This window comes from Marinobacter salinexigens, assembly GCF_008370345.1.
In the GTDB taxonomy this organism is placed as follows: Bacteria; Pseudomonadota; Gammaproteobacteria; order Pseudomonadales; family Oleiphilaceae; genus Marinobacter; species Marinobacter salinexigens.
This window is the reverse complement of the sequence record NZ_VTUU01000004.1, coordinates 369,053-381,150: the sequence shown is the minus strand read 5'-3', so window position 1 is coordinate 381,150 and position 12,098 is coordinate 369,053. Positions and strand designations below refer to the sequence as shown.

General features: G+C 52.6%; 16 protein-coding genes. 3 read left to right on the top strand and 13 right to left on the bottom strand.

Going from position 1 to position 12,098, the window contains the following annotated elements; translation table 11 throughout:
* Nucleotides 1-114: integrase core domain-containing protein (locus FWJ25_RS11400; protein WP_149600398.1), on the top strand; the 114-nt coding region annotated here is incomplete at its 5' end.
* Between the two features lie 935 nt (nucleotides 115-1,049).
* Here FWJ25_RS11400 and FWJ25_RS11390 read toward each other — a convergent pair.
* The 6 genes from FWJ25_RS11390 to FWJ25_RS11365 all read right to left on the bottom strand — a co-directional run bounded on the left by FWJ25_RS11390 (nucleotide 1,050) and on the right by FWJ25_RS11365 (nucleotide 4,457).
* A complete protein-coding gene (locus FWJ25_RS11390) occupies nucleotides 1,050-1,388 on the bottom strand; it encodes a thioredoxin family protein (protein WP_149600397.1) in 339 nt (112 codons plus the stop codon).
* Nucleotides 1,389-1,497: 109 nt separating this feature from the next.
* Nucleotides 1,498-1,953, bottom strand: coding sequence for a DoxX family protein (locus FWJ25_RS11385; RefSeq protein WP_149600396.1), 456 nt, complete (start codon nucleotides 1,951-1,953; stop codon nucleotides 1,498-1,500).
* 12 nt (nucleotides 1,954-1,965) lie between these two features.
* Nucleotides 1,966-2,715, bottom strand: coding sequence for an HvfC/BufC N-terminal domain-containing protein (locus FWJ25_RS11380; protein WP_149600395.1), 750 nt, complete (start codon nucleotides 2,713-2,715; stop codon nucleotides 1,966-1,968).
* Nucleotides 2,702-3,613: an MbnB/TglH/ChrH family RiPP precursor modification enzyme gene (locus tag FWJ25_RS11375; RefSeq protein WP_149600394.1), complete on the bottom strand. Its 912-nt coding sequence runs from the start codon at nucleotides 3,611-3,613 to the stop codon at nucleotides 2,702-2,704. The genes FWJ25_RS11380 and FWJ25_RS11375 overlap by 14 nt, the downstream gene beginning before the upstream one ends.
* A gap of 5 nt (nucleotides 3,614-3,618) precedes the next feature.
* Nucleotides 3,619-3,903, bottom strand: coding sequence for a BufA1 family periplasmic bufferin-type metallophore (locus FWJ25_RS11370; protein WP_149600393.1), 285 nt, complete (start codon nucleotides 3,901-3,903; stop codon nucleotides 3,619-3,621).
* An 83-nt stretch (nucleotides 3,904-3,986) separates the two neighbouring features.
* Nucleotides 3,987-4,457 (bottom strand): YHS domain-containing (seleno)protein, encoded by a 471-nt coding sequence (locus tag FWJ25_RS11365; protein ID WP_149600392.1) that lies wholly within the window; start codon nucleotides 4,455-4,457, stop codon nucleotides 3,987-3,989.
* A 109-nt stretch (nucleotides 4,458-4,566) separates the two neighbouring features.
* On the opposite strand from FWJ25_RS11365, the gene FWJ25_RS11360 reads away from it, so the two are divergent.
* Entirely contained in the window at nucleotides 4,567-5,436 is an 870-nt protein-coding gene (locus FWJ25_RS11360) for an AraC family transcriptional regulator (RefSeq protein WP_149600391.1), read from the top strand.
* 66 nt (nucleotides 5,437-5,502) lie between these two features.
* On the opposite strand, the gene FWJ25_RS19610 is transcribed toward FWJ25_RS11360, so the two are convergent.
* From FWJ25_RS19610 to FWJ25_RS11350, 3 genes are all read right to left on the bottom strand, one after another.
* The gene (locus FWJ25_RS19610) at nucleotides 5,503-5,673 is read right to left on the bottom strand and encodes a hypothetical protein (RefSeq protein WP_188093614.1); all 171 of its coding nucleotides are present in this window, start codon (nucleotides 5,671-5,673) and stop codon (nucleotides 5,503-5,505) included.
* Nucleotides 5,674-5,749: 76 nt separating this feature from the next.
* Nucleotides 5,750-6,730: a LysR family transcriptional regulator gene (locus FWJ25_RS11355; RefSeq protein WP_149600390.1), complete on the bottom strand. Its 981-nt coding sequence runs from the start codon at nucleotides 6,728-6,730 to the stop codon at nucleotides 5,750-5,752.
* Nucleotides 6,727-7,284 carry a pyridoxamine 5'-phosphate oxidase family protein gene (locus FWJ25_RS11350; RefSeq protein ID WP_149600389.1) on the bottom strand — a complete coding sequence of 186 codons (558 nt, stop codon included), beginning with the start codon at nucleotides 7,282-7,284 and terminating at the stop codon, nucleotides 6,727-6,729. Before FWJ25_RS11350 ends, FWJ25_RS11355 begins: the two co-directional genes overlap by 4 nt.
* A gap of 383 nt (nucleotides 7,285-7,667) precedes the next feature.
* On the opposite strand from FWJ25_RS11350, the gene FWJ25_RS11345 reads away from it, so the two are divergent.
* A complete protein-coding gene (locus FWJ25_RS11345; RefSeq protein ID WP_149600388.1) occupies nucleotides 7,668-8,213 on the top strand; it encodes a carboxymuconolactone decarboxylase family protein in 546 nt (181 codons plus the stop codon).
* Nucleotides 8,214-8,266: 53 nt separating this feature from the next.
* Here FWJ25_RS11345 and FWJ25_RS11340 read toward each other — a convergent pair whose 3' ends face one another.
* From FWJ25_RS11340 to FWJ25_RS11325, 4 genes are all read right to left on the bottom strand, one after another.
* Nucleotides 8,267-9,217 carry a LysR family transcriptional regulator gene (locus FWJ25_RS11340; RefSeq protein WP_149600387.1) on the bottom strand — a complete coding sequence of 317 codons (951 nt, stop codon included), beginning with the start codon at nucleotides 9,215-9,217 and terminating at the stop codon, nucleotides 8,267-8,269.
* Nucleotides 9,218-9,277: 60 nt separating this feature from the next.
* Entirely contained in the window at nucleotides 9,278-9,601 is a 324-nt protein-coding gene (gene trxA / locus FWJ25_RS11335; RefSeq protein WP_149600386.1) for a thioredoxin, read from the bottom strand.
* Nucleotides 9,602-9,721: 120 nt separating this feature from the next.
* Nucleotides 9,722-10,747: a lipid A-modifier LpxR family protein gene (locus tag FWJ25_RS11330; RefSeq protein WP_149600385.1), complete on the bottom strand. Its 1,026-nt coding sequence runs from the start codon at nucleotides 10,745-10,747 to the stop codon at nucleotides 9,722-9,724.
* A 366-nt stretch (nucleotides 10,748-11,113) separates the two neighbouring features.
* Nucleotides 11,114-12,010, bottom strand: coding sequence for a LysR family transcriptional regulator (locus FWJ25_RS11325; RefSeq protein ID WP_149600384.1), 897 nt, complete (start codon nucleotides 12,008-12,010; stop codon nucleotides 11,114-11,116).
* Between the last annotated feature and the right edge of the window lie 88 nt (nucleotides 12,011-12,098).

Here is a 12,098-nt window from a genome sequence, read left to right as displayed (position 1 = left end):
GTGATGGCCCGGTTGCCGGAATGGATCGAGGACTATAACCGCAGCCACCCGCACAAGGGGCTGAAAATGAAATCGCCCTGGGAGTACCGGGCGGAACTGGCATCAAACGAATGAGGTGGTGTCCGGTTTAGCGGGGGCAACTACAGCTACATCAATGCTCTGACGGAGCAAGGAACGTACTGGTTTCGGTAATCAACTCCTTCTCTCCATGGAGGGTGCTAATCTGAAAAGCGATGTCGTTGGCACCCGCATTGAGCGCAGATGGAGGTAGGGCTACGGAATAAGGAACCTCAACCTCTATGACGAGGTACTTTGGGCTACGTTCTTTGTTAGTGAGCTGCAGCAAATAGCGGTTTTCGACCCCCCTTCTTTTATATACCGATACATACCCCGGTCCCGCTCGACATCCAGTGTTAGCAGAGGTCTGGACACCAAGCCCCGGGCAATGGACTTACCCCGGTCCACTCATCGGAAACCGAGAAGAGGCTACCGGGCGATATGACAATACCCTCCTTGAGGGTTTTGGCGTAGAGGCTCAGCGTGTCAACTTCTGGCGGCAATTCCACCCACAAAGCCAAACCACCCTGAGGCGCGGTTGCATTCAAAGGCACTGGCCAGTCTCCCAAAAAATCCAGTAAATGGTCTCGCTACAGGCGCAAGCGTTGCCGATACCGGCGGAGGTACGATGCATAGCCGCCCTCAGCAAGAAAGTGTGCCACGCCCTGCTGCAAGAACCGGCTACTGACCAACTGAGAGGTCAATTTCAGTTTCAGTATGTTTCGATGCCACCGGCCACCTGAAACCCACCCCAAACGCAGGTCTCGCGAGAACTTTCGAGAAAGAACTGCAATGGATGATGCGGTCACACTCATCAATCGCCTTCAGGGAGTCGGGGGGCAAATCGACTGTCATTGCCTGATCAGATCTCCGCACACTCAGGGATTCATTCGGAACATCGAGTGGAAGTGCGCACCTTCCCCGATTTCCGAATAAAAAAGCCGGGCTTTGGACCCGGAAAGCTGAATTTACTGCTGAAAGCAGTCAACAATTCACGCCAACTGGGATACCTTGTCTTTCAGGCCGCCAATCCACTTGTTCAGATCGTTCAGTGATCTGGACCCGGTCTCCTGCCCCATAAACTGGTCTCGTCTGAGTAGAACCAGAGTCGGTATCGCCCTGACGCCGAATTTGGCAGCGATCTCGTGCTTCTGATCCACATCCACCTTGATGACGGCGTTATCAGGATTCAGTTCACTGAACTGTTCAAGCACGGGATTCATTACCTTGCAGGGCGCGCACCAGGGTGCCCAGAAATCCAGTAGCAGCCATTCGTGTTTATTGGCGAGTTCGCCCAATTCTTCAAAGGTATTCAGGTTTAAAATCGGCACAACCAAGTTCCTCCGGGAACATTCTCAAAGATTAAAAAGGGCGTATTCGGCGAACAATGTCGATGCGAGGACGGAAACCGAATACGCCAAGGGCGAGAAGCATGCGTGATCAGGCACCTTTCAAACGGGCTCTGATCAGCTTGTCGAGCGACAACATACCGGGGCCACACATGGCCAAACCCATCAGAATCAGGCCCCAGACCACGTGATATAACTCTGCCGCTGGTGCAATCGCTTCAAGACTGATGACCGCAACAATGTTGATGACGAACAGACCCAACGAGGACACCAGGGAGAACAGGCCAATGACCAGCAACACCGGAAAAACCAGTTCTCCAACGGTCGCCATGAAAGCTGCAATCTCGGGGCTCAACAGCGGAACACTGTATTCTTCCTCAAACAGAAACAGCGTGGTTCCCCAGTCATCAATCTTTGTGAGGCCAGCCTTGAAAAAAACCCAGGCCACATAAAGCCGCCCGAGAAGCAAGGCAATGGGTAGCAGGCTGCCAACCAATCGCTGAACTGAATCGTTCAAACCATAGAAACTGTAAGCCAACGTTCTCATGTCGATCTCCTCTTAATGAATCGTTTTGGCGCCAACAATGACACCTTTCGCGATCATGTCTTGCAGCCAATGGGTAAAGTTGGTGTCTCTCAGAACTTCCTCGCCAAAAACTTCGGCAATACTCCGCTGGTTTCTGACTGCCTCCAGCAACAGCACATCTCTCTCAGGAATGACTTCCGCCATTCCTTTCCAACCCGCACGATAGACCAGCGCATTCTGCCCTCGGCCCTTGGCGATCATTCTCTTCGCCTGAGCGAAACTGAGGGTGTCCTTCGGGGTCTCGCTTTTGTGCGCCTCCCAGATACTGACCACTGGGTGCATGGAGCGGAAAAGCTGCAGCCCTTTATTCAGAATCAGAGAGCAAGACGCCAGGTCCTCTCCAATTGCGTTAAAGCTTGCGACGTGCACCTCTTCGTACTGGCTCCGCTCGACGCGTGCTACGTGATTGTCAAGTCGCGCCACATCAGAGAGATAAGGAACGCGGTCTGAAATCCGATGCGAGATAATCCAGCTCGGAAAGCCCCAACCAAATTCGCCCCAGTCTCCGCTTTGCTTCCGGATCATCCTGAAATAGTCGAGGGCCAGGTCGTCAAAGGCAGCAGCTCCCACCAGCGCCCTCACGGTCGGATAACTGTGTTCGAGGGCTCGAACCGCCTTTACCTCAACCCCGAATCTATAAACTTCTGCATTGTGCAGCTCCGGTTTGCGGGTGCCGCCGAACAGAAACTCCAGAAATTGGGACTGATAATCAGACAGATTCATGGGTGCACTCCCTTCCAAATACTCGGCGCTGAGCTTTTCTGGCCTTTGTAGCCTCCCCAAGAAGCTCGCGCCAGGATGGAAGATTGTTATCCCACTCAACCAAAGTTGGCCTTGGGCCAATCGTTTTAAGCACGCGTTCGTAGGTTTGCCATCCAGCCTCGGACACCGGGCTGGCATGGTCGTCGATCAACAGTTCTTCTTTAGCCACGGGCGTTGAGCCCGCAAGATGAATTTCGGTAATTGCAAAGGGGTCGAGCGATCCGACGTAGCGATCAACATAGTTATCCGGATCTGCGACTTGCCCATTTCGGGCATTCACCATCAGATTGTTGATATCGAGGATCAGGCCACAGCGGGTGCGAGCCACGATTTCACGTAGAAAGCTCGCCTCATCGAACTCACTCTGGTCAAACTCGATGTAGGCACAGACATTCTCGATAGCGATCTGACGGCCGAGATACTGTTGCATGCGATCAATATTGTTCACCGCATGCAGCAAGCTGTCTTCGGTATAGGGAATGGGTAGAAGATCACCACCGTGAAAAAGCCTTCCACCGATCCTTGCCCAGGTGAAACACAGGTGGTCCGACACGAGTATCGGATCTATCCGGTCCACAAGGCGCTTCAGTTTCTTGAGGTAATCGTCAGGAACAGCCTCAACCGACCCCAGACCTGCCGATGTGCCATGTAGACTAATCGGAGTGCTGCGAGAGACCTCCTGAAGAAGATCGACAGCGACGCCTGCGTCCGCGAAGAAATTCTCCGAATGCACTTCAAGAAAATCAATCGAAGGTGCTTGTTCCAGAACGTTCTCATAGTGCTCAGATCGCAGCCCTACCCCAACGGCAGTCTTCTTGAGTTCAGGCTTGCTTTGGAGTGTGCCCTGACGATTACTCATGCCCCTTAACCTTTGCTTTTCTCAGCAATGATTTTCAGGGCCGTTTCCTTGTCAAAACCACCCAGATCTTCACAGGTACCCTTCTCGACAATCTTGTACTCACCAGGGTCATTGGCGACTTTCGCCTGCCCTGCGCACGAGTGCGTTCCCGCAAGGTTTGCGCAATCGTTACCGCCTACCGGGGAAATGCCGTAACATTTTTCCTTGCCGCCTGCATGAGCCAGCGGCGCGGACATGGCGCCGGCCAGTGCAGCGGTCAGTGCCGCGCTGAAAAGAAGCTTCTGGTTCATATCATTTAACTCCAGATTATTTCCGGACCTTTGAGCGAATATCCCGAAGGTCCGGATGATTGGTCAGATCTTTTTTCTCAGTTTTAAAGCTCAGACGCCTCAACGGTTTTAATTTCCGGCCAGATCTCATTGGCGCTCTTGATGTAACCAGGAACGTCAGTCAGCCACCGCTTCTGGGTGTCTTTATTGAGATTCAGGTAGAGCTTGTTATCGACAATTTTCCAGGCCTCCGGATCTGTCGGCAGCTTCTTCTCTACAGTAACGCCGAATGCACAGTAGCCACCGTATTGGGGCGCATAGGAACTGGGGGCGGCCCGGAACAGATCACGATTCTCTGCGCTGGAAAAATGGTAGATCGCGTTCTTGTAAGTGGCGGTGTATTCGGCAGATCCTTTGGTGGCCTCTGAGTCAGAGAAATAGGCCACCGGGTCGTAACCGCTGATGGCAACATCATTGGCGTCGGCGTTCATGTCGATATCGGCAGCAAAAGCACCCGTAGCAGCGCTCATGGCAGCAACAGCAACGAAAGCACGAAGTTTGTTGAAACGAGTCATTGGGTATCTCCTTTGAATGAATGTTGACTACGTTTGAAACAATAAGGCTTCGAGCGGTACTGAATGCGTACGATCGTTCAAACTTCTATGCCAATTATCTGGAGTGCTTATGGACAGGCTTTCTTACATTCTCGAACAGCTCAACGTGAACGCCGGCGTTTTCTTCCGGGGCCAGCTTTGTGGCCTCGCTTCCTTTGAAGAAGAAGGAACCGGATACATTCATGTACTCCGTTCGGGAGTGCTCGATATCATGGAAGCGAACCGGGAAAAAATTACGCTTACAGAACCAAGCATGATTTTCTCGGTACGCTCCCAGCCGCATCGACTGTTCGGTGCAAACAAGGAAGGTGCCGAGATAATTTGCGCCTCGATCAAGTTCCAGACTGGCTCTCGAAACCCGGTCCTTCAGGCCCTGCCCCCTTCCGTTGTACTTCCCCTGTCTTCGGTTCAGGGCCTTGGCTCATTCGTAGATGTGCTGTTCGCGGAAGCCGAAGCAGCCCAGGAAGGGCGAGACGCGGTTATGAACCGACTCGTTGAGGTCATTTTCGTGAATGTGCTCCGGCATATCGTTTCCGAGGGAGAAAAACCTAAGGGGATGCTATCCGCGCTTGCGGACCGTCAGCTGAGCAAGGTACTGAATTGCATCGACAGCAATCTCAATGGAGATCTTTCTGTTGATAAGCTGGCTGAAGTGGCGACCATGTCTCGATCAACCTTCATACAACACTTCAAAAACGTGCTTGGTCTGGCACCTGGCGAATACGTCCAGAATGCCCGGATCTCCGAAGCCAAGAAGCTCATTCTCAAAGACAAGCCCATGTCGATTATCTGCTTCGAAGTTGGCTATGAAGACGCCTCGGGGTTCTCCCGGGCGTTCAAAAGGAATACAGGAATGACGCCCAGGGAATGGAAAAAGCTGAACGCAACAGCCACCGAGGCAGAGAATACAGTAGCTGAGGGAAAGGCCAACGTGGCGTGATAGATGTGCGAAAAAGAAAGGGGCAAGGATTCTGAATCCTTGCCCCTTTTCGTTTGTTGCGGTGCTTTACATAGGAACAACTTGCCCGCGAATTACCTTTTGCCCGCTATATGGGCTACTGACGGTTTCGCTGAAATCATCGATATCGGACTTGCGGTCCGCCAGAGATGCGCTGACGGAAGCCGAGATCAGGGCGATGGAAACAAAAAGCAGTGCTTTGGCAGTAAGGTTTTTCATGATGGGTTTCTCCAGTGATTGATGTCTACGGGAGAAATACTAACCACCGGAGCACCCCGACAAATGGACAGCTGTTCTAGTTAATGGGCCGATTGTCCAATCCGTAATTAATCACCGTCAGTGGTCCACAATCAAGTTCTCTGGCGGCCATGGCTTTAGCCCAACACGCCTTTGCCACTCGCTCGATCACGCTTCGAATCCAGATAATGCCAGGGTCCCGGTCGTGGCGGGTGTGCCATGCGAGGTACAGGCTGGTTGGCTCCACCTCTATTGGCAGACTGGTGATCGAAATACCCGCGCAGAATTCGCAGTCGCCGGTAATAACTTCCGGGATGGTAGCAACCAGGTCGGAGTTTCTGAGGAGATTTGGAACGGCAGAAAAATGGTTTACCGTCACTGCGACGCGTCTCTCCAGGCCACGCCTGTTGAGTGTATCGTCGACAACACCGTGAGCCTTACCAGACATGGATGCCAGCAGGTGTTGAGCATCCAGAAATGAATCCAGGTCCACGGGCCGACCACTCAGGTCATGGCCGCTTCTCATGGCTAGCACATAGCCGGTGTCAAAAAGCCACAGGCTTCGCAGGCTGTGATCATGCTGTTCGAAAAAACCAATCACAAAGTCGACACTCGCTTCTCGCAGATGGTTCGCTGCCGTGGCCGGCGAGAAAGGCACCGCATGCAGATCAATCCCGGGCGCACTTTGCTGCAACTCGGAGACCAGCGGTTGCCAGACCATTTCGAGTATCAGATCGGTGACCGCTACCCTGAACGTCCTGCGGGATTCGCCGGGCGTGAAGCGCGTGGAGTTCACTGCGTTGGAAAGCTCGTGCAAGGGATTGCGGACCTGGTCCCAGAGACTTTGGGCATAGGAGGTTGGCTCCACCTGCCGGCCCCGTTTTACGAAAAGAGGATCTTTCCAGGCCGTCCGCATGCGGGAAACAACATTCGAAACCGCTGGCTGGGTCATGCCGAGGCGGTCCGCCGCTCGTGTAATCGAACCCTCCGTCATGATCGCGTTAAACACGTGTAACAGGTTGAGTTCCTGGTTTTTCACCGTGCGTCCCTCGTACTTGTGATCTCAGCCAGAGTGTAGCGAGGGGTTATGTGTTGCGGACAATTCCAGTCAAAGGCTTCGACCCGAATGACCATGCCCTTCTCTACCTTTGCTTCATAGCTGTCGTCCTGCAGATCATCTAGAATCGATGACTGGTCCGGACCTATAAGTGCCATCCGGCCGAGGAGTTTCAGTCTCCTTCGGTTCGGATAGTCCATCAGAAACAGTGCCACTCGATCATTGTTCAAGACGTTACCCGTCGTGACGTACTGACGGTTGCCTGAATAATCAGCGAACCCGATGGTCAACTCGTCTATTACCTTTAAAAAACCGGTGGGCCCACCCCGATGCTGAATGTAAGGCCATCCTGTCTCGCTGACACTGGCAATGTAAAAGCTGTCACGGAGTTCAATGAAGGCGCGTTCCCGGTCCCTGAGCAGATGGTTTCGGTCGGGGCCAGTCTCAATGGATTCATAACCGGACCGACTGCCCATTTCCTCCTGAACCTTCTTTACGGTTCTCGTGAAAGCTATTTCTGCAAACTTGTTCGGCATTCTGTGTTCCTCCGGTTTTCATACAACAGCTTTGCCAATAGCTACCAGTAACCCGTCACACCCAAATGTTACGCCTCATTGCCATTTTCTACGCTGGCTCATTCTCGGTCTGAGCCTTGGAGACGTCTTCAGTGATCCGCCACGCTCCCGACTCAGCAACCTGCCGCGCGAAAACCGCGAAATCCCTGGGCGCCCTGCCCAAAGCACGATAAACCCCGTCGCAGACATAAGCATTGCGCCCGGAATCGCCAGATCCGGCGAATAGATCACGTAAACAGACTCTCCCTGTCTGAACAAAAAGCCCAGAATATTGAACAGACAGCCATTTTCAGAATGGTGCCAGGGGATACATTGAAGTCCCTTGAATAACTGGAGATATCCGGATGAGTAAGTTCAACCTTCATAACATTGATTCAGCACCGCAAGATTCCCGCCCCCTGCTTGAGAAATCCCAGAAGGCCTTTGGAATGATTCCAAACCTTCATGCGGTTATGGCAGAGGCCCCAGGTTTGCTCGACGCATACCAAAGGCTACATGATCTGGTTTTGGAAAGTAGCTTTACAGATGATGAAAAAACGGTTGTTTGGCAAACCATAAATGTTGAGCACAAATGCCATTACTGTGTCCCGGCTCATACCTTCATTTCGAAAAGTATGGGGGTCGAAGAGTCTATTTCAGATGCACTGCGGAACAGAACCGCTCTCCCGTCACAGAAGCTTGAGGATTTGCGCGGCTTTACTCTGCGAGTTGTTCAAAAACGTGGAGAACTGGCCCCTGAGGATTTTGACAGTTTCTTCAACGCCGGCTACTCCAAGCGTCAGGCACTTGAGGTTATCCTGGTACTTTCGCAAAAAGTGATGAGCAACTATGTAAATCATTTTGCTGACACACCAGTGGACGCCCCATTCGCACGCTTTAGCTGGGCATAAAAAGCATCAGACCACGGTTGATCTGCATGGTCAGATCAACCGTGCTTTCACACTCAAGAAACCTGAACATTCCGTTGCCCGCATGGCGAATACTTCATAATTTCGCTCCATCGCTGCTGAAGCAATTCCTCAATATGGCTCCGCAGCCATACCACGCCCGGGTCCCGATCATGACGTGCGTGCCAGATAAGGTACATGCTCGTTGCCTCCACCTCGAACGGCAACTCGCTCATCCAGAGGCCATCAACGAATCCGCAGTCCTGACTGATCAGTTCCGGTATCGCTGCAATGAGGTTGGATTCCCGCAGCACCTGGGGGACGATCGAAAACTGGTTAACCGTAGCCGCGATGCGCCGAGTAAGACCTTTCTGATCGAGATAGCCATCAACAACGCCATGAGCGTCACCTGACAGGCTCACCATCAGATGTCTGGCTTCCAGAAACTCCTCCATGGAGACCTGTTGGCCAGCGAGCTTGTGCTCTTCGCGCATAGCCAGAACATGTCGACTCTCAAACAACCAGGTGCTGCGCAGACTATGGTCATGCTGGTTAAGAAACCCGACAGCCAGATCCACGTGGGCCTCTCTCAGGTCACTGTGACTCCCTTCTGGTGTATAAGGCACGGCATGGATATCGACACCAGGCGCCTCGCGCTCAAGCAATTGGATCAACTGGCGCCAGACCATTTCAACGATGACATCGGTCACCGCTATCCTGAACGTCCGCTTGGAGTTGGCTGGATCAAACTGAGTAGCGCTCACCGCATTGGTCAGTGCGTACATGTGATCCCTCACCTGGTCCCACAGGCTGAGTGCGTAGGATGTTGGCTCTATGTTGCGCCCTTTTCGGACAAAGAGAGGGTCGTTCCAGATATGGCGCATTCTTGAAATGGCGTTGGATACTGCGGGCTGAGTCATGGCCAGTCGATTGGCAGCGCGGGTTACAGACCGCTCTGTCATGATGGCGTCGAACACATAAAGTAAATGCAGTTCCTGAGTTTTCATTCAGTATTTCCCGGCGGTAGAGTCGAGCCCCCAATGTGTGGAGGCTCGCCAGGTGGAACCTTATTGGTGCCCTTTCACAAAGGTTCGAAGCTGGTTAAGACTACCAGCTCCCGTTTGCTGGGCGACAACGCCGCCCTCTTTGAACAGTGCCAATGTGGGAATACTACGGATACCCATCCTGGCCGTCACCTCCGGGCTTTCATCTACGTTGACTTTGGCGATCGTTATCTCGTCAGCGAACTCGTCAGCCAGAACTTCAAGCAAGGGAGCAACGGTTTTACATGGGCCGCACCAGGGCGCCCAGAAATCAACCAGTACAGTACGATCACTGTTCCTTACAGCTTCCTCAAAATTTGCATCGGTTACATGGATGATATTACTCATAATAGGACCTCACGGTTTCAATGTTTCAATAAACACCATGTGCTCTGCTGCCAACAAACTCCAATTGCCGGATCATATAACTCGTATTTTCCTCAATGATGTATTGACGATTCTGCAAGCTCAAAGGCGTTTGCTGAAGACGATGCCGCCCCACGCCAATGTGCGGTCTCCCTTTCCGTCCTTGATCTCGGAACTCTGTACGCGCAGCACATAGCTCAACTCGGTCCCACCCAAAAAACTGTGTGTGTAGCCAGCCCAGACTTCCGCCAGAAGTACGTTCAGGTCGGCCGAACCAAGCTCATGATCAGAATGCCGAAACTGGCCTTGCAGGAATGCGTTATACACTCGCGCTTTAACAGACACGCCACCCCAAAAGTAATTTTCCCGCCCGCCGGATGCAGAGACGCCTGGGGCTCTTTCACCGTATGCCATCAACTCGGGGTTGAACCGGTTGTCCGGTGACGATATCAGCCCGTCACGAAATACCAGGGCAGCACCCACCTCGGTCAGGTAGCCTGCCGAGCCGAAATAGGTCACCTTGAGTTTTTGGTCCGGCTGGTTGCTATCCAGGTATTGATGGTAGGCGGCAGAATAGCGGAATGTGGGTTCACCGCCGTTCGATATCTGGTGCCCCCACCCTTCTGCGCGATCACTGTTCACCACTTTGTGAATAGCATTCTGGCCAGCCTTGAAAACATCCAACCCCAATACCCCCAATGTAAGGGAGGTTGTCCATCCCGAGTCACGGCTCAGACTCGTGTAGCTCTGGCTTGAGGACAAATAAACAAGGCTGCTGTAGGGCCGATCTTCCCGATTGATCGCTTTATCTTTGATGTCCTCCGGCGTAAAACCATAGACACCAAATTCCAGCGCCCCGCTCCCAGGCTCCCCCATGCTCTCGCTGAATCCCGGCAGTAGGAACCGGTCGACACTCTGACTGAGTTGGGAAACCGGGTTATCCAGGAACTGCCTCGAATTGGAGGAATAGGTGGCCGCAACGCCGGCCGTGTAATCCCGGTCGGTTTGTGTTGGAGAAAACAGATCGTTGTCTGTGGAAATGGCAATCACCGTGTCGCCGGACCCTGCCAATGCCAGGGGCGAAAACACAGCTGCGATGAATACAAAGGGAAGAAATCGATGTTGCATAGCCAACTCCGAAAATAGGTGTCGGAAACCAGTTGGCCAATATTCTTCAGTTCATAACGTGTTAAGACTAATCAAAGCTCCGCATTCTTAATATCACCGTAAGTGATACATAAGTAGTTATACGGCTACTATTCGAACATTTTATCTTTGGATCTGTTTCAAACCCCTCCCTTTCATCACTTTTCATGATGATTCATATATAAACTTCAAATTATTTATTGATGTATTCAAGTGCGAAGATAAATCCAGATTCTCACCGAGACATCCGTTCTGGGAAAGTCCCAGGCGTGCTGACTTTCGGTAAGCTCTGCAAGCGTTGATTGCGTCTGTACACCACGGATGGTGTTTTTTTCCTCACACGGTATGTCACTGCATTTTTTCGACGAGGTAGTCGATAAATACCCTCACCCGGGCTGGCATGGTCTTGCCCCCGATAAATACCGCATTAATGGCTTCAGTATCGCCGGGGTTGAATTCCTCAAGGACGCGAACCAGCCGCCCGGACTCCAACTCCGGTCTGATATGAAAGTCTCCAAGCCGTGTAATACCCACACCCTGCAACGCCAACTGCACCAGGGTTTCGCCGTTGTTGGCTTGTGCATTGCCGTCTACCGGTAACATGATTTCTTTACCGTGTACTTTAAATGGCCAGCCTGGTTCGATCCGTTTAAAACTGAAGTCGAGGCAATTATGGCGCCCCAGATCAGCCGGGACACCGGGATAGCCGTGCTTTTGCAGATACTCCGGTGCAGCAACGATTGAACGGCCTGTTTCTCCAAGAGGGCGGGCACTGAGTAAGCTATCAGGCAACGGGCCAAAGCGGATAGCCACGTCGATTTGCCCGCCCTCCACATCAGAGATCTCATCACTCAGGTGGATATCAACAGTGATCTCAGGGTATCGTGCGAGAAATTCGGGGATAAGTGGCATGATAGAGAGACGGCCATGTGCCAGAGACGCACTGACCCTTACCAGCCCCCTTGGGCTCCCCCTGTCTGCAATCGCTGATTCTGCTTGCTCCAGTTCCGTCAGAACCCGACGCGCTGCAAGTGCGTAGTCATCTCCTTCCCTTGTCAGCCTGAGGCTACGGGTGGTCCGAACCACTAACCGAACGCCCAGCCGCTGTTCTATCCGTGTAACCAGCCGGCTGACAGCCGACGGAGTTAATCCAAGCTCCCTTGCCGCAGCGCTGAAGGAACCAGCGCAAGCAACAGCCAAAAAGGTCTCCATCTCGGCTGTGCGATCCACCCTTCGATTTTCCATTGCCATCCCCGCGATATAAATCGCTCACTATTTTAAATTCCCGGTACTTGTGAATCAAATGAACAGCTGGATGACCGGAAACCCCATT

Coding starts and splice junctions, on each gene's coding strand:
- FWJ25_RS11385 (WP_149600396.1), bottom strand. CDS start 1,953: ATGAGAACGTTGGCTTACAGTTTCTATGGTTTGAACGATTCAGTTCAG.
- FWJ25_RS11380 (WP_149600395.1), bottom strand. CDS start 2,715: ATGAATCTGTCTGATTATCAGTCCCAATTTCTGGAGTTTCTGTTCGGC.
- FWJ25_RS11375 (WP_149600394.1), bottom strand. CDS start 3,613: ATGAGTAATCGTCAGGGCACACTCCAAAGCAAGCCTGAACTCAAGAAG.
- FWJ25_RS11370 (WP_149600393.1), bottom strand. CDS start 3,903: ATGAACCAGAAGCTTCTTTTCAGCGCGGCACTGACCGCTGCACTGGCC.
- FWJ25_RS11365 (WP_149600392.1), bottom strand. CDS start 4,457: ATGACTCGTTTCAACAAACTTCGTGCTTTCGTTGCTGTTGCTGCCATG.
- FWJ25_RS11360 (WP_149600391.1), top strand. CDS start 4,567: ATGGACAGGCTTTCTTACATTCTCGAACAGCTCAACGTGAACGCCGGC.
- FWJ25_RS19610 (WP_188093614.1), bottom strand. CDS start 5,673: ATGAAAAACCTTACTGCCAAAGCACTGCTTTTTGTTTCCATCGCCCTG.
- FWJ25_RS11350 (WP_149600389.1), bottom strand. CDS start 7,284: ATGCCGAACAAGTTTGCAGAAATAGCTTTCACGAGAACCGTAAAGAAG.
- FWJ25_RS11345 (WP_149600388.1), top strand. CDS start 7,668: ATGAGTAAGTTCAACCTTCATAACATTGATTCAGCACCGCAAGATTCC.
- FWJ25_RS11340 (WP_149600387.1), bottom strand. CDS start 9,217: ATGAAAACTCAGGAACTGCATTTACTTTATGTGTTCGACGCCATCATG.
- trxA (WP_149600386.1), bottom strand. CDS start 9,601: ATGAGTAATATCATCCATGTAACCGATGCAAATTTTGAGGAAGCTGTA.
- FWJ25_RS11330 (WP_149600385.1), bottom strand. CDS start 10,747: ATGCAACATCGATTTCTTCCCTTTGTATTCATCGCAGCTGTGTTTTCG.
- FWJ25_RS11325 (WP_149600384.1), bottom strand. CDS start 12,010: ATGGAAAATCGAAGGGTGGATCGCACAGCCGAGATGGAGACCTTTTTG.